We start from the raw sequence: 15762 nt of genomic DNA, 5'->3' as shown, positions 1-15762 counted from the left end.
GGCCAATGGCTGAAGTTCAGTTCTGACGGCGAGGCGGCACCGCCGCCGCGCGTTACATTGTCAATCGCCGACTGCGAGGCCTATTTCAAGGCCGCCGACGATTTCCATGCCCGAGTTGCTCAGTCCTTCGCGTCGACCGGNATGCTCGTGATCGAGTATGAAAGGCTACTTCACCAACCAAGCGCCTGCCTGGCAACGGTTTGGGCGTTCCTGGGGGTCCCAGCGCTTCAGCTGTCTGGTAGCGCCATGCTTCAGCGCCAAGAAACGCGACCGCTAGACCAAACCGTACAGAACTTTCATGAGCTGCGGCGGCACTTCGCAGACGGACCTTCGATTCTTTGAGGTTGGTGAGGCCTGATTCGCGGTCAGTAACGGCGAACGTCGGCATATTTAATTTACTTGGGTAAAACGGCCTTGACTGAGGCCAATACGGCCCTTCCGGACGGCGGCGAGCTCGCAATTAGCCAAGCCATTGGGGGCAGCTGGTTCGACAGCATACGTGTCAGGCTGCGGACCGGGGTGGGTGTTCCAGCAGCCTGCTATACATCGCCACTACAACAAGTTCCCTCGGCCCGCGCAGGTCATTGATTTTGTCGAGATGAAATCGCTTATCCGGCCGAAAACACGAGTTTGGCGTCGAACTCGGGCGCCGCTTCTCGAAGCGCAGCCTCCATGCCTTGAACTGTTTCTCGTACGACATCCTCAATCTGAGTTTGCCGAACCCCTAAGAACACGGCCGGCGTGCGGCTCGCTGGTCCAATCGGCGGTGACGGCGGTAGTCCGTGCCGCAAAAGCACCCAGTCCATTGCCAAGCGAGCGGTTCGTCCGTTGCCATCCTCGAAGGGATGCAGACTGGCCAGCCGCTGATGGACCTGAGCCGCGAACTCCACCACGGCCATGGGATCACTGGATGTCAAGTCGCGCTCGTTGCCTGCGGCCCAATCGGCGAAAGCGGCCATTTCTTTGGAAAGTGTTTGAGGTGGCGGATATCTTTTGGCAGTCCAAGTATTCCCGTCTGCAGCCTGCACAACCACCTCTCGCAGAACGCCGAGGCGCGTAGCCTCATCCGCATTTCCCAGCAATATACGATTTAGTTCAAAAATGCCTTCTTTCGTGAATGGGGAATTCTTCTTCGCCCACTCCTGCACTTTGGCTGCAGCATGCTGCCATGAAGAGGCGATTTCATGATTCTCCGCCAATGTTGCGGAAGCGGAACACCGAAGCTTGTCTATGCGGAAGCCCGCATCGGCGGATAACTCGCTTCCGACTTGGCTCCACCTGCGACTTATTTCCTCACATGTTCTAGACAAAGACAAGCGCTCCGGATGCCCTAACGCCGGAGACCGGAATACCCGGGACATGAGTGCCAGCTGTGTCCCTGTAACGTAGACCGCCAAATTTCCAAGGTTCATGTCGGGAAGATTGCTCAATTCACTATTTGATGCCAAATCTAGCGTCGAAAGATTTTGAAGATTTCCCAGTGTGCTGGGTAGCAGTCGCAGCCTGCAGCCTGCCAAGCTAAGTTTCTCAAGCGCTTCGCAGTCGCCTATTTCATCCGGCAATCCACGCAACGAGTTGAATGATAGTGAAAGCGTGGTTAGCTTCTTTAACATCCCAATGCTACGAGGCAGCTCGACAATTGAGCAATTGTCCGCAATGAGCTCCGTCAAATGCCTGCACTGGGAAATTTCGTTGGGCAACTGGGTGAGCGCGGCGTTCTCCGAAATATCCAAGCGGCGCAGGCGATGAATCCGATTGAGCCCAGGGGGCAGCTGCGCCAAATTCAGGCCACTTAAATCTACGTCCGTCCCACCGTCGTCAAAACAGCGCAGGATGTGATCCATGGCCGCTTGCCTTTGCTCGCGTGATTGCGACGCGCTTGCTTCATCTGACGTCGATGGAGCACAACACAGTTTGCTGAGAAAGAATGATGATTTGTCTTTCGTGGGTGCTCGATTGCACCACGCTTGAAGTTCCGAGCGCAATGCGCCGGACGATTCCGCTTGATCCGTCTGCCGGCCAGAACTGGCTCGCGACATACTTGAGTGTACGTCGTCCTGAGCGCCCCCTAGATGTTGCATCGCTTGATCATCACTTAGCTCCATGCCTGCAATCGTTTCTGCAAAGCGAAGGCCATCTTCTGAGTGTCTCGATTCATCCGCCTCGCTAGCGCTTGTGGACTGCCTGGATGAGGTAACGATTCGACCGTACATCAGATTCCTCGCCTATCGCCAAATTGCACGCTGTCGAGCGAGTGCCGCTCAATCCTGATATACAGATTAGCTGACCTTAACCTGACGCACAGGCGCCAAGCATGTGTCCGCGCTTCCACGCGACGGCTTGGTTATCGCAATGATTCAAGCGCGCGCTTCACAAGCTCTGAGTGGTGATCAGCGAGGGGCACGACTGCTGGGGAGGACACCATTTGACTATTGCTCAGCCAGCAGATCAGTCAAAGGGAGGCTGGACCGCCAACGGAAATCCCGGCGAACGCGATCTTGCGGTACACAAGGATGGCATAACACTGACCGTCATGGAGGCGGTGGTCTGCGGTCGGCCGATCAGGCAGGAGTCGATGCAAAGCAGCTGACCAGCCACTTTCAGAAGCTGTTCGCCTATGACCATTGCCTGGTCTTTTTTCACCTGACCTACGCCTACATCAAAGATGTGGAGGAAGTGATCGAATATTTGAAGGAGATGGCGGAAAAGGCGGCTCCTCCTGCATTCAAGTATAAGAATCGCGAGGACATCAAGCGGTCGGACTCGCGGCCGTCAGGCTTTGTCGCCGAATACGAGCCTCCGCATGCGCCAGTCAAGGTCGTATTCCTTGTTCTAGACATGCAGCAGGAAGCGCGGCGCGAGGCTGCGAAGCTGACGGCTGCCACCAAGTCTGGTTGAGAAACTGGGTTTCCTCCGTTGAGGAGGTGGTGAGCTTTCAATTACCACAATTTTGGGTCCGATCGTCCATACTGTAACAAGTGAGCACATCCCCCGGCGCCCCCGTGACCACCAACTGAATCGCTTCGATACACGTCCACCGCATTCAACAAAACCTGGGGATTGATCCTATCGAAGAACCGGTCGGTCTGCCAGACGCTAGCGAGACAGCCGACGGAAACAGACTGGAGACTTCGTTCAGGAAGTTCATTACTGATTTTTGCGACCTGACATTCATCCTGAGTCTTGGAGAAGCGTGGAAGGATAAAGTCACACCGGTGCCCGACATGACTCGTCGAGGTGTACCCGGCTTATTGCTCAATATTTTCCAGACTGCTCAAGTTGGTCGAAAAGCTGCTGGACATTCGATTCGAGAAAGCCAGTCCCTCCGTCTCGGTGAATGATTTCGAAGCTAAGCCCCGTTTCAATGGACCGACTTGAGAAGGCCTGCGTCAGTCCAGGGCCTCGAATCACACTCGTTCCGACTCCCAAGCCACGAGATTCTAGAGCCTCTACAGCAGCATCGACGTCAAGAGCGATATGAGCAACTCCAACGCCGTGATGGCGCACGAGCTCCGAGACCTGAGACGTCGGGCTCAGTGCCCTGGCACAGAACAAGCCTGATTCCTCGGGTCTCGAGCTCGGCGGATAGCATGCCGGTCGCTCGACCCTTGATGTGAAACCGGCGCTTCAATTCAAAACCCAGCACGTCCCGAAAGAACTCAATGGAGGCTTCAAGGTCGAGCACAGCAATCGCAATATGATCGATCCCGCGAAATTGTGACAGCGAACTCGTTATTGTTCGGTTGCCATCTATCACGGCCCCTGCTTGACCTTACCATCGGTAGTTTTCGGCATAACATCCTCATTCTCACTCACAGATTCGAAGAGCGAAGCGACCTCGTCGCGCACAACGCTGCCTACATTCCATCCGGACTTGGCGGGCGTCGCTGCCGCCCTCCAGAATCCGCAGCAACCAACGGCTCTGCGCCGCGTCCCTAGCAATCAGTGTGCCGTCTGCCGTTGGAACGTGTTCCCGCAACCACGATCTCGGTGGGCGACCGCACGACCAGGGCACCAAACGATCTTGCGGCGGCCATCAATATGGATCTTGCCAGTTTGCCATCTCCGGCCAGGAACGCAGGGCGTATTGACGATGTCGCCATCGATTAACGGGCCGTAGGGGTCACTGAAGGATGTGCGGCCATAGCCACCGCCGCCGTGCACGCCGATATAGCCTCCGGTCCAGCTCCACAGTGCTGGCGGGACTTTCATCGCCGGCTCCAGATCCGCAGAATGAGCGACACCGCATCCCACGAGTGCAACTGTTGCGGCACCCCACAAAAGGAATCGAGATCCCATATCACCTCTCGAACACACGACGCTCGCGCCATCTGCAACGCAGCTCGAACGGCCGTCGTTGTGGCGTTGCTCCCACTCTGCTTGTGGTGTGCAGGATCTAGTCGCGGCGTGTTACCTTTGCAAGACGCCGCTCGATTCCGAGCGCGCGCGTGACCGAGTCGTAGGACTCATCAACGAGCTTTCGATCCAAGTCAAACAATCCGAGCGTTTGCAGGACATCAGAGCAGAACGTCTCAAGCTTCATCAAGCTCAGCTAAGCTCGCTGCAGAGTACTTGGCGCCTGAAATCGAAGGAGCTTGCAGACCTAAGCGCCGTACCGACATCGAAGGCCCGTGAAGAGATACGCGAGCTCCAGCGCAAGCTCGGTTACATAGATAAGTCTATCGAAGACATCGAAAGACAGGTCAGACTAGCTAACAAGATTGGTGACCTATCCGAAAAGAAGGCAAAGCTGGATGAAGAAATTCAGGCGCTTGGAGCTCGCATCAGTGCGTTGCAGCTAGGCCAGACCGATCGCCTGCGGACTGCGAAGGCAAGCATTGCGAAGAACATAATCAAGATCCTCCGTGGAGATTTGAAGCGCCAAGATTCTTTCGGTGACCCCAAACGTGTCGAGTTCTCTTTCGCCAAGAACTCCATCACGGTGGATGATCACACCTACTTCTCGGCCAGCTCTCGCGTGGTCTTAAAGACAGCCTTCCTTATGGGTTTCCTAAGCGCGGCTCTTGCTGATCCGATGTTCCGCCACCCCCGCTTTCTGATGATCGACATTACGGAGGACAAGGGAATGGAGCAGGAACGCAGCCATAACTTTCAGAGGCAAGTCATTGAGATTTCCGCGACAGCCCCCGTCGAACACCAGATCATTCTCGCTACAGCTATGCCGTGGCAGAACATTGCCCCCAGCCTGTTCGTCGGAAAGTTTTCTACCCTCCAACAAGGAACGCCAAATTTTCTTGCACGGAACGAAGCGGAGCACTGAAGCAGGTGCGAGGAGCATTAGCGGCGAAAGCACTGCCTCTTGAGATCACCGGCTAAACTTGAGAGAAGACCTAGCGCGCTTGCCTTCATTGAAGGTTATTCGGAAACGAACCTTGAGCCGCAGCTCTGGAGGAAGTAGCGAAGGCGTTTGCTCTTGGAGCCACCGTGCGCCGCCTATTTGAGATCGTCGATGTTGACCTTCAGCTCGGAGACAAAGAAGTCGGCGAGGCCGGCGCCGGAAAAACCAGCACGAAGCCGGGACCTCGGACAAAGTCGACGAGGCCGTCAGTGAGGCGCAGGTCGATGGACCGGATGCAGCTCACGACGCGCCTCCGCGCATCGGATTTATGATCCGAGTTCCGGCGAAATCCCTCTCGTTATCCGTTACGACAGTGCTTTCGTTAGCCGCCGCGACGGCTGCGATGATCATGTCGAGCCCGCTACGCGGCTGTCCGGCGACTTTGCCCTCCGCCATCAGGCGCGCCCAGATAAGCCCGGCCTTCTCGTCGAATGGCACAATGCGGCCCGCGAACAAGGCCTGAGGCCCCTCCGGACCGGAGAACCATGCATCGAGAGCGTCCCGCTTCTTCCCGCGTGGCTTTTCAAGGATGCCGCGCCGGATCTCCGCGACCGTCAGTGATGCGATGAACAGATCCTCATCGCGCTGTGCGGCCATCCAAGCCAGTAGCGACTCTGACGGCTGCGGCTTGACGACGTTACTGATGATGTTGGTGTCGAGAAGATAGCGCGTCACAGGTCGACCTTGCGCCCTTCTTCGCGCGGGCGCGTCAGGTCGAGATCGGCGCCGACGAGTGGCGAGCGGCGCAATGCGTTCAAGATGCCACCGGGCTTGGGGGGCTCGCCAGAAACGGCCTGTTGAACCGTGCGCCGGAGATTACCAGCTTCCGGCCCTTCCTCGCTCAGCTTGCGCGCAAGCACTCTGATGAGGTCGCGGTCGGTCTCAAGGGCCTGGAGTTCGAACCGCACAATGCCACGCTTCGTCAGCCGGGATCGGTAATTTTCGATCGCTCTTTTCTGTGCGCTCTTGCTCACTGACCGCCTCCATAGTATATCTGGATATATAGCCGAATCTTCGGCTCGCTGCAAGACCGCGACTCTCCTGTGACGTTGAGAGCAGCAGAGACAATAAGAGGGCGGAGCTGTGTCCGGAGTCGCGATCAAGTCATCACGAAAATATTTCTTGTGCGCCCCACTTTGCGACATCCCGATCTGCTACGCCTCTCATCTCGGATCGGCGCGGGACTACGATGCAACGCATTGATATTACAAGATCTTTCCTCTTGCCTTGGGAGCGCATTTCGCCATCTTTGTCAGGATGCGGAGCAATCCGCGCAATGGCAAGGACGTGGCGGTGGCCCGAGCGAGAGGAACGACCGCCGAAAAGCTTCGCGTGGTCGCCGATGCGGCGCCCGGAGCCACGGTTGCGTTGGTCGCGTCCAAACCTGATTCTCGCCTTATCAATCTGGTGCGGTTGCTCGCGCGGCAAGCCGCGCAGGATTTCGTCCAAGCTGAAGCGAACAGCCGGAAGCGTGACCGTCTCCCGGATTAAGGAGGCGTCATGAAGATCGCACTTTACGCCCGCTACTCGTCCGACAATCAGCGCGACGCCTCGATCGAGGATCAGTTGCGGTTCCGCAGTCTCCACGCCGAGAAGCAAGGTTGGGCGGTGGTCGACAGCTACACGGACCGGGCGACCTCCGGTGCATCGCTGCTTCGCCCCGGTATCCAGGAACTGATCAGCGACGCCATGCGCGGAAAGTTTGCGGTGGTGCTTGCCGAGGCGATGGACCGCCTCAGCCGCGATCAGGAGGACATGGCCGGGCTCTTTAAGCGCATGGCCTTCGCTGGCGTACGGATCGTCACCCTCTCGGAGGGAGACGTCACTCATCTCCACGTCGGACTGAAGGGCTCGATGAACGCCTTGTTCCTGAAGGACCTGGCCGACAAGACTCGGCGAGGCTTGCGCGGCCGCGTCGCGGACGGCAAGTCAGGCGGCGGGCTGTGCTTTGGTTATGACGTCGTCAAGCAATTCGCGGCTAATGGCGAGCCGATCCGAGGTGACCGCACCATCAACGAGGCCGAAGCGGCTGTTGTCCGCCGCATCTTCGCAGACTACCTCGCCGGCAAGTCCTCGCGCACGATCGCTTTCGAGCTGAACCGCGAAGTGTGCCTGGACCGCAAGGCGCTGAATGGGGGCCATCGACCGTTCACGGAAACCCAAAGCGCGGCGTTGGCATCCGCAACAACGAGCTCTATGTGGGCCGCCTCGTGTGGAATCGGCTCCGCTATCTCAAAGATCCTGACACCGGAAAGCGCGTTTCTCGGCTGAACCCCGAATCCGAATGGGTGATCCAAGAAGTTCCCGAGCTGCGCATTGTCGATCAGGAAACGTGGGATGCGGTCAAGGCGCGTCAGCAGACACTCGCCTACGAGCCGTCAGCGCCTGGCGAGAACAAGCTTAACGATCGCCGCCGGCCCAGATACCTCTTCGCCGGCTTGTGAAGTGCGGATGCTGCGGCGGCGGGTACACGATGATTTCGAAGGACCTGCTCGGCTGCGCAACGGCGCGCAACAAGGGAACGTGCAATAACCGCTTGAACATCCGGCGCGACGCGTCGGAGGCGTCCGTACTCAGCGGTCTCCGCACGCATCTCATGGAACCCGAGCTGTTCAAGGAATTTTGCCAAGAGTTTACCCGGGAGGTGAATCGGCTGAGGATCGAGCGCGGAGCCGATATTGAGGCGCAAAGGCGCGAACTCGAGCGCACTGACCGCGAGCTGGATAAGGCGATTCAAGCCATCCTTGAGGGTGTGCCGGGAGCGAAGTTGAAGGACAAGATTGGCGCCCTGGAAGCACGCAAGGCCGAGTTGGTCGACCTGCTCGCGAGCGCGGAGGAGCCGCCGCCCCTCCTTCACCCAAATATGGCGGAGATCTACCGTCAACGCGTGGCCGCCCTGTACGAGAGCCTGCAAGGTGAAGGCGGAAGAGCCGAAGCAGCGGAGGTTTTGCGCGCGTTGGTCGACCAGGTAACGCTCCTCCCCGATGGCGAAGAGCTGGCGATCGTATTGCGCGGGGACCTAGCCGCGATCCTGCGCTTTGCGGCGGGCAAGAAAAAACCCGACTTCCTTTCGGAGGTCGGGGCTTTGGATGGCTTGCTATCGCAAGCATCGGTGGTTGCGGGGAGGCGCAACATCCGATTGCTGCGAAATGGGTCCAGAACGCGTACGGCTATGGCGCGACAAACAGGATCGCCGCGCCGCATACGGCGCCCTTCCGGCGCGCCGGCGGTTGGCGGGGCTGGCAGCCCCCGGTTTCTTGCAATTGATTGAGCGGGAAATCCCGAAGATCGCCTCAGCGCGCTCGAAAAGGGCGACGAGACGCCGATCTTCGCCGAGGTGTTGGATATTGCCGACCTCTACAAGCGGCCGGTCAGTTTCTTCTATCTGACGGTGCTTGAGGGACACGAGGGCCTTAACAAGTCGAGCGCGCTTCGCCTCCTGTACGGGGACGAATATTTCACCGACACGTCAATGCTCGGCTTGGCGCCGATCAGCCCCGACCAATTGCAACGCGCGCTCGACGATACCACCCAAGACCTGTGGGAGGCCTATCGGGCAGCGGCTCGCTATCGAGATCGGCGACGATGATGTTTTGGCTGAGCGTGTCATCAAATCGGCCGAGCCAGACGATCGGCTCTTTGCGGCCCAGATGGACGCGCTACGGCGAGCGCGGCGGACGGTTCGGCAGCTCTACCCCGACCTCGTGCGGGGTTGACCGGCCGCCATCGCGCATCAGCTCGAAATGCTGGAGGCCGATGCACAGCCGACCAGCGACTCAGCGGCTCTTGCTCGTCCGACGGGATGGCTTCGCTAGGGGCTAGCCCTTCGATGGCTTCGCTGCGGCCCGGCGCTCAGCTTCAGCGAGCATCAACAATTCCAGCCAATTCGCCTGGCCCAGCTCCGGGAGGCTCAGCGCCATGTCTGATCTGCGCCTTAGCGACGAAGCGCGCCGGCTCCTCGATCTCAAAGAAGAGGCCCTGCGCCTCGCCCGGATCATACACGAGCAGGTCGAGTCTCTTCCTGATCGAGGCCGAAGACCTGACCGAACAAAAAGCCACAGCCCGGCGGCGTGCGGCGCTCATCCAAGACGAGATGCGCCGGATCAAAGACGAGGTCGGTGAGAGCGAGGCAGCCGCGTGGCGCAAGCACCGCGAGACGCAACGCTTCGGCCGGCACGCAAGCGCGTGAGGCTCTTTGCCTTGCTGATTTTCGCCCGCTCGATAAGCGGCCCTCGCGCTACAACGCCAGCGGTGCGACCGTCCTGCAATTCGAGAGGCCGTGCCGCCACAACGGTGGAAAATCGGCACGCGGTGCGTCGCCGTGGAGCATACACCGCGTGCCGCCGAAGCTCGTGCCAGTGCGCGGGCGACCAGCTTGCCGATACTGGTCGCCTCTTCCACGAGCATCAGTATATCGCGTATGCCGCATCCGCCTGACGAGAAGCTGACGGGGCGGCCACTTTCATCTGTCTGGTCCGGAGGCAGAGACTGGGCAAGAACGTCTCGCAAAGCCTGACAGGATCGAAGTCGGGGCAGCCAGAGCAGTCCGTGCCGGGCAGCTTCTGCTTCTACGAGTCTATGGCAGTCGCGTTCTCTTGATATGGAATCACGCCGGCCCTCGCGATTACTTGGCCAGGCTTGCGATGAACCCCTGAATGCCGAATATGCTTAGTACCCGGGTGAAGTTATAGCTCAGCACCATCAGGCTGCACTCTCCGCGCACCTTCAAAGCCACGCAGCAAGAAATGTCGGTATCCAGCGCGGCACTTAAGTGTGCCGAAGGGGTGCTCGACCGCGGCGGAACGGCGTCGCATCATTGCGCCGGCATCGCGCATCCGGGCCAGATGTCGCTCGACAACGTCCTCATGCTCCCAGCGGTAAACGATCCGCAGCTTCGCCTTTTCCGTCAGGCAGGCCGCGCGCAAAGAGCAGGAGCCACAAGCAGCAACGCGGGCCGCATAACGGATCTGTAATTTGCCGGCAGCATCCTGTTTGCCACCATTCATCGGCTTGAGGCGTTCTCCTGCCGGACAGAGGTAGACATCGGTATCGGTGTCATAGTGGAAATCACCGCGACCAAAACGTCCTTGTGCAGCGAGGCGCTGATTCCGTTCCACTGGCGGGACATAGGCAGTGACTGCATCTGCTTCGCAGGCCTTCAACGTCTCACCGTTGTAGTATCCGGCATCAGCCACGGCCGTCAGTGTTGCGACCCCAAGGGCCGCCTTGGCTGCCGCCGCCATCGCATATAATTGGCCACAGTCATTACCATCATTGACCACTTCGCTGGCGACGATCAGTTTGTGTTTTTCGTCGACAGCGAGCTGTACATTATATCCGGCAACTGTGTGGCCTCCCTTCGTCAGGAGGCGAGCGTCGGCGTCTGTGCGCGACAACTGTAGCTCACCGTTCTCCTCCAGACGATCGATCCGCCTTAGTGCGGGTTCGTCTCGCCATCAGTGCCGCCAGCTTTTCGGGTGTCGGTAGTTCTCGTATGTCTTTGCAATCGATCGACGAGGGCATCTGCGCGGCCTCAGCCGCATCGTTCGCCTCTAGTGCGTTTGCATAGGCTTCTATGTCGCATTCGAGCGCCCTGAGGCGCTCCGCCAGCTTCCTCTGCGTGGTGATGCTCGCTTTGCTAGCATCGCCACGAAAGAAGGCGCTATCGATGGCCACGAGTTCACCGCCAAGCAGATCGAGCGCGCGCGCCAGAAAGACGAAGTCTCTGTTCGCGGCCTTCAACGCCGCCCCGTTCTCCTTACGGAAATTGGCTATGGTTCGATAGCCCGGAACGAGCCCGCGCAATAGCCAGATCATCTCTTGCACAGCAAGGCTGCTTGAAGGCTTTAGGTCAATTGATCTACCTCCTTCTTCGCGCCGTCGTGGCGCACCAACCCTGACCAGCTCCGACGGCGCGAGCGCTACCACCTTGCCGTTGGCATGTTCAGAAATGGAAGCTTGACAACAAACCGCAATTAAAGGGCCGAATGACACCCCGATGCGCTTAACTCTGTGAGAAATGCGCGTTTAGAGGTGTTATCGGTGAGCTATTTAAGGCTGTTGATAAGGATCGAGCCAGAACTCGGCGGTTTTCCGGAATACTTATCATGGTCACGTGATTGGCTGGAATCGGTACGGTATGCACAGCCGCCGCACTCAAGACATGGTCCCAACCCCGCATGGGCGAACTCGCCTCTGGACCTATTGAACTATTAGCCGGTCGTGCCCGACCAATGAGGGGAGACTCAGTGGCATAAAACTGATGTATTTCAACTGGCAGGGATGGAACTTGATACAACCGCAGCGCCCTTTGAAATTGGGCAATTCTTTCACACACGAAAGCATCATTGTGGAGATCACGATCTAGAGCTATCGCCCCAATTTGCTGTGCTTTTTCGAGCAACTGAACAATCGAACTTTGTTTAGCAAAGTGTTCCAACACTTCCAACCGCTCATCATCTTCGTCTAAGGATTCAAGAGATTCTAGCACCACTTCTAGTGCTATTTGGGCTGGCGATATGCTCAATCGATTTGCAGGTAACGTAACATCGATAAAAGCCATGAATGAGACAGTTTCATCGAGACTGAGTAAGCGCTGGGCAATTGCGTAAGCCAGGATCCCGCCTGAGGAGTATCCAGCGAAGCGATATGGACCCCGCGGCTGAATCTGTTTAACCGCCAAGATTGCTTGCGAGGCTATCGCTTCAAGAGTTGGTGGAAACACTTCATCGAAAGACGGCCATGGCAGAGCATAGACGGGCGCGTCTATGTCCATTTCCTTCACCAAGCTAAGGACATAGGAACAATCTCCCAAACCTGTCGGCACAAAGAAGAGCGGCAGTTGTGATCCCGTCACACGAACGGATAGCACTCCAGCTGTATGGCGGTGCGGATCCAACTCAACCTTCGATGCAAGCTCCTTCAGAACAGGAGCTTGGAAGAGATCAGCGGCGCTAAACTTCATCCCAAGATCTAGCGCTCGGCTCAGCAAACGCACCCCTAGCAGCGAATGGCCGCCAAGCGCGAAGAAGTGGTCATGCCGCCCGACCCACTCCATACCCAGAAGCTCGGTCCAGATCTGCGCTAGCGCCGTCTCGATCTCGCCCTGCGGTGCCTCATACGTTGCCCGCGGATACGCCTCATCGTCCGGAGCCGGCAGTGCCTTGCNACCCCGAGCCCGATCAGATGATGCGCCAGACGGTTGGCCCGCGCATTGAGCTCGCCATAGCTTACGCGCTCGTCCTCATGGAGCACCGCTACCGCGTCCGGCGCCTTGGCGACCTGCGCCTCGAACAGCTCATGGATGCACTTCTCCGAAGGATACGCCGCCCCCGTCCGGTTCAGCGCCTCCAACAGGTACGCGCGTTCGTCGGCCGGCAGGATGTCCAGCTCCCGCACCGGCATGTTCGGCGTCCGCTCCAGCGCCTCGGCCAGTTGCGCAAGCGCGCGCTGCATGTAGCCGCAGACCCGGTCCGGACATACCGGCTCCGCCGCGTCCGCCGTCAGCCCCAGCGCTTCGCCAAAATCCTCCACCGACAAGGTCAGCGGATAATTGGTGCGTTCCTCCCCGCTCAGCCATTCCACGCCCGAGAGCACATCACCCGGTCCGGAGATGGCCGCCGGCGTATTGTGGCGGTAGTTCAACAGCGCGCTGAACAGCGGTGCCGGCGCCGCAACGGCGCTGCAGCGCTGTGCCAGCGCCAGCGAGGCGTGCTCATGCGCCAGCAGCTCGGCCAGACACGCGTGCGTGGTCCGCACGCTCGCCGCGACGGCGGTGTCGTCCAGGTCGAGCCGCACAGGCAGGGTGTTGATGAACAGGCCCATGGTGCGGTCGGCGCCGGCACCGCCGTGCATGCGGCCGAACAGCACCGTGCCGAACACCACCTGCTCGCGCCCGCTGCTGCGCGCCANCACCTGGCCCCACGCCAGATGGCACAGGCTCGCCAGGCTCACACCCAGCCGCCGTGCCTGGCGGCGCAGCCGATCCTGCAGCGCCTGCGGCAGCATCCGCCGCGCCTCACGGGCCCCGCTGCCGTCGCCGCGCACCTCGCTTAAGCCAAACGGCGTGGTCGGCTCGTCGATGTCGGCGAGCAGCGACCGGAAGAACTCTTCATGCGCTTCTGCNTCAACGCCCAGGCGCGCCTGCGCCACCAGGTTGCGGAACGGCTGCGGGGCTGCAAGCTNATGGGCGCGTCCCTCCAGCACGGCCCGGACCTCGGCATGCATCACGTCCAGCGTGGTGTGATCCCCGATCAGATGGTGCTGCAGCTGAAGCAGCAGCCAGCGCCCGCTGCCGGGCTCGCGCGCGATCACAAATCGCAACAAGGGCGCCCGGCCAAGATCGATCCGGTGCTGGCGCGGATCAAACAGACGCGTGAGCTGCTCGGGGCCAGGACCAGCGGACGCATCCAGCTCAACCTCGGTCACCTCCAGCGGCGCGTTCCGCCACACCACCTGGGCCGGGCTCGACAGCCCCTCCCAGACAAATGAGGTGCGCAGAATGTCGTGCCGATCCACCACCTGCTGAACCGCGGCAACATAGCGCTCCAACAGGGCCCGGTCGGCAAACGCCATCTGCGAGATGAGCAGGTACGGATCGCCTTGGCTGGCCAACAGATGGTGGAACAGAATGCCGTCCTGCAGCGGCGACAAGGCATAAATATCCTGGATGTTGTCGACGCCACCGGGCACCGTGGCGACNATCCGGTCGATCTCGCCCTGCGCCAGCTCGATCAGCGGCAGCATCTGCGGCGTGATCGCTGTGCTTCGCTCTGTGATCAGGTTGGCCGGGACCGCCACCTCGCGATGGCTGCCAAGGCTTGCTGCCAGATCGGCCAGCACCGGCTTGGCGAACAGGGTGCGCACCTCCACCCCAAGCGACAGCCGCCGCAGACGCTCCATCAGTTGCACCGCCAAGAGCGAGTGGCCGCCCAGCGCAAAGAAGTTATCGTGGCGTCCCACCCGCNNNAGCCCCAGAAGCTCCGCCCAGATCTGCGCTAGCGCCGTCTCGATCTCGCCCTGCGGTGCCTCATACGTTGCCCGCGGATACGCCTCATCGTCCGGAGCCGGCAGTGCCTTGCGATCCAGCTTGCCGTTCACCGTCAGCGGCAGCGCCGCAAGCCGCACAAACGCAGCCGGCACCATGTAGTCCGGCAACCGCGCACTTAAATGTGCGCGCAAGGTGCCGGCGAGCTCGGCTCCCACAGCTTGGCCGGCATACTCGCCAGCCGCAACCACATAGGCGACAAGCTGCTTCTCGCCAGAGCGATCCTCGCGCGCCACCACCACCGCCTCGCGCACCGATGCGTGCTCAAGAAGCCGCGCGGCGATCTCGCCCGGCTCGATCCGGAAGCCCCGGATCTTCACCTGGTCGTCGTTGCGGCCCAAAAACTCCAGATTGCCGTCCGGCAGATACCGCGCAAGGTCGCCGGTCCGGTACAGCCGGTCGCCTGCCACAAAGGGACTGGCGATGAACCGCTCCGCCGTCAGCGCGGGACGGTTCAGGTAGCCGCGCGCGACCCCGGCCCCGCCGATATAGAGCTCGCCGACCGCCCCGAACGGAACAGGTGCTCCATGACCATCCAGCAGATACACCTGCGTGTTCGCGATCGGACGCCCAATCGTCTCAACGACAGCGTCCCCCCTTGGCATGCAGATCCAGGTTGAGTACGTCGTCGTCTCGGAAGGAGCATACAGATTACAAATCTTCTGGACGCGGCTGCTCTCGAAGATCTTCTCGATCAGACCAGCCTTCAGCGGCTCACCGGCCAAATTAACCACGCTTGTCGAAGACGGTACTGCTTTTTTGTCGACCAGAGAGGCGATCGCCGAGGGCACTGTGTTGATCATGGAGACATCCAAAGGCCTCTCAGCCAGCGCCAGTGCATTCTCGACCAGATACAGTGTGCTTCCTTGCGAAAGCGGAACGAAGCATTCATAGACAGACAGATCAAAACTGATCGAGGTGGAGAACAGCATGCGGCTGATCTCTGAGGGGGCGAACACTCCGCCGCTCCACTGCAGCAGGTTCGCGGTGCTCTTATGCTCGACCATGACGCCCTTGGGCGAGCCTGTTGATCCCGAGGTGTAGATCACATAGGCGAGATGGCGCGCGGTCAGGCCGAGTGCGCGCGGGTCCGGATCCGAGACCGGCAGGTGCGCCCACGCCGGCGTTGTCGTGTCGAGAGCCACCACGTTCACATCGGCCAGCGCCTCGGCGCCCAGCGCGGATCGTCCCGCCGCATCGGCCAGCAGCAGAGGCGGCGCCGCATCGTTGAGAACCTGCTTGAGCCGCCCGGACGGATAGGNCGGATCCAGCGGCAGATACGCGCCCCCCGCCTTCAGGATCGCCAAAAGCCCCACCACCATCGCCACGCTGCGCTCAAGGCAGATCGCCACCGGCT

The 15762-nt window shown here is 59.9% G+C and carries 13 protein-coding genes and 3 pseudogenes; 6 read left to right on the top strand and 10 right to left on the bottom strand.

The window, feature by feature from the left end:
• Positions 1-342, top strand: a pseudogene (locus YUU_RS60925) (sulfotransferase); the annotation flags it as partial.
• Positions 343-608: 266 nt separating this feature from the next.
• Here the strand turns inward: YUU_RS60925 and YUU_RS54170 are convergent.
• On the bottom strand, positions 609-1844 hold the full coding sequence (locus YUU_RS54170) for a Fic family protein (protein ID WP_051390246.1): 1236 nt from the start codon (positions 1842-1844) through the stop codon (positions 609-611).
• A gap of 508 nt (positions 1845-2352) precedes the next feature.
• Here YUU_RS54170 and YUU_RS59760 point away from each other — a divergent pair.
• On the top strand, positions 2353-2898 hold the full coding sequence (locus YUU_RS59760; RefSeq protein WP_156944891.1) for a hypothetical protein: 546 nt from the start codon (positions 2353-2355) through the stop codon (positions 2896-2898).
• Between the two features lie 568 nt (positions 2899-3466).
• Here the strand turns inward: YUU_RS59760 and YUU_RS63120 are convergent.
• Positions 3467-3685, bottom strand: coding sequence for a VOC family protein (locus YUU_RS63120; protein ID WP_371260595.1), 219 nt, complete (start codon positions 3683-3685; stop codon positions 3467-3469).
• A gap of 702 nt (positions 3686-4387) precedes the next feature.
• On the opposite strand from YUU_RS63120, the gene YUU_RS54165 reads away from it, so the two are divergent.
• A complete protein-coding gene (locus YUU_RS54165; protein WP_198031962.1) occupies positions 4388-5281 on the top strand; it encodes a hypothetical protein in 894 nt (297 codons plus the stop codon).
• 318 nt (positions 5282-5599) lie between these two features.
• Here the strand turns inward: YUU_RS54165 and YUU_RS0143925 are convergent, their stop codons facing one another.
• Both YUU_RS0143925 and YUU_RS0143920 read right to left on the bottom strand, forming a co-directional pair.
• Positions 5600-6034: a type II toxin-antitoxin system VapC family toxin gene (locus tag YUU_RS0143925; RefSeq protein ID WP_027527864.1), complete on the bottom strand. Its 435-nt coding sequence runs from the start codon at positions 6032-6034 to the stop codon at positions 5600-5602.
• Complete coding sequence (locus YUU_RS0143920; protein WP_027527863.1) at positions 6031-6333, bottom strand: hypothetical protein; 303 nt, start codon at positions 6331-6333, stop codon at positions 6031-6033. Before YUU_RS0143920 ends, YUU_RS0143925 begins: the two co-directional genes overlap by 4 nt.
• Positions 6334-6859: 526 nt before the next feature.
• Here YUU_RS0143920 and YUU_RS63115 point away from each other — a divergent pair.
• From YUU_RS63115 to YUU_RS0143905, 3 genes and pseudogenes are all read left to right on the top strand, one after another.
• Positions 6860-7803: pseudogene (locus tag YUU_RS63115) on the top strand (recombinase family protein).
• A 29-nt stretch (positions 7804-7832) separates the two neighbouring features.
• Entirely contained in the window at positions 7833-8630 is a 798-nt protein-coding gene (locus YUU_RS62070; RefSeq protein ID WP_245288306.1) for a hypothetical protein, read from the top strand.
• Between the two features lie 66 nt (positions 8631-8696).
• Positions 8697-8948 (top strand): hypothetical protein, encoded by a 252-nt coding sequence (locus YUU_RS0143905; protein ID WP_027527861.1) that lies wholly within the window; start codon positions 8697-8699, stop codon positions 8946-8948.
• Positions 8949-9353: 405 nt separating this feature from the next.
• Here YUU_RS0143905 and YUU_RS59755 read toward each other — a convergent pair whose 3' ends face one another.
• From YUU_RS59755 to YUU_RS54145, 6 genes and pseudogenes are all read right to left on the bottom strand, one after another.
• A complete protein-coding gene (locus YUU_RS59755; protein ID WP_156944890.1) occupies positions 9354-9536 on the bottom strand; it encodes a hypothetical protein in 183 nt (60 codons plus the stop codon).
• 508 nt (positions 9537-10044) lie between these two features.
• Entirely contained in the window at positions 10045-10755 is a 711-nt protein-coding gene (locus YUU_RS54155; protein ID WP_198031961.1) for a transposase, read from the bottom strand.
• Between the two features lie 7 nt (positions 10756-10762).
• On the bottom strand, positions 10763-11185 hold the full coding sequence (locus YUU_RS54150; protein ID WP_156944889.1) for a hypothetical protein: 423 nt from the start codon (positions 11183-11185) through the stop codon (positions 10763-10765).
• Between the two features lie 178 nt (positions 11186-11363).
• A complete protein-coding gene (locus tag YUU_RS62065; RefSeq protein ID WP_245288308.1) occupies positions 11364-12323 on the bottom strand; it encodes a thioesterase domain-containing protein in 960 nt (319 codons plus the stop codon).
• 3 nt (positions 12324-12326) lie between these two features.
• A pseudogene (locus YUU_RS62060) lies at positions 12327-12416 on the bottom strand (hypothetical protein); the annotation flags it as partial.
• 26 nt (positions 12417-12442) lie between these two features.
• The gene (locus tag YUU_RS54145; RefSeq protein ID WP_084801951.1) at positions 12443-15727 is read right to left on the bottom strand and encodes a non-ribosomal peptide synthetase; all 3285 of its coding nucleotides are present in this window, start codon (positions 15725-15727) and stop codon (positions 12443-12445) included.
• Positions 15728-15762 lie beyond the last annotated feature (35 nt).

The organism is Bradyrhizobium sp. Ec3.3 (genome assembly GCF_000472925.1).
In the GTDB taxonomy this organism is placed as follows: domain Bacteria; phylum Pseudomonadota; class Alphaproteobacteria; order Rhizobiales; family Xanthobacteraceae; genus Bradyrhizobium.
This window is presented reverse-complemented; position numbering and strand designations above follow the sequence as displayed.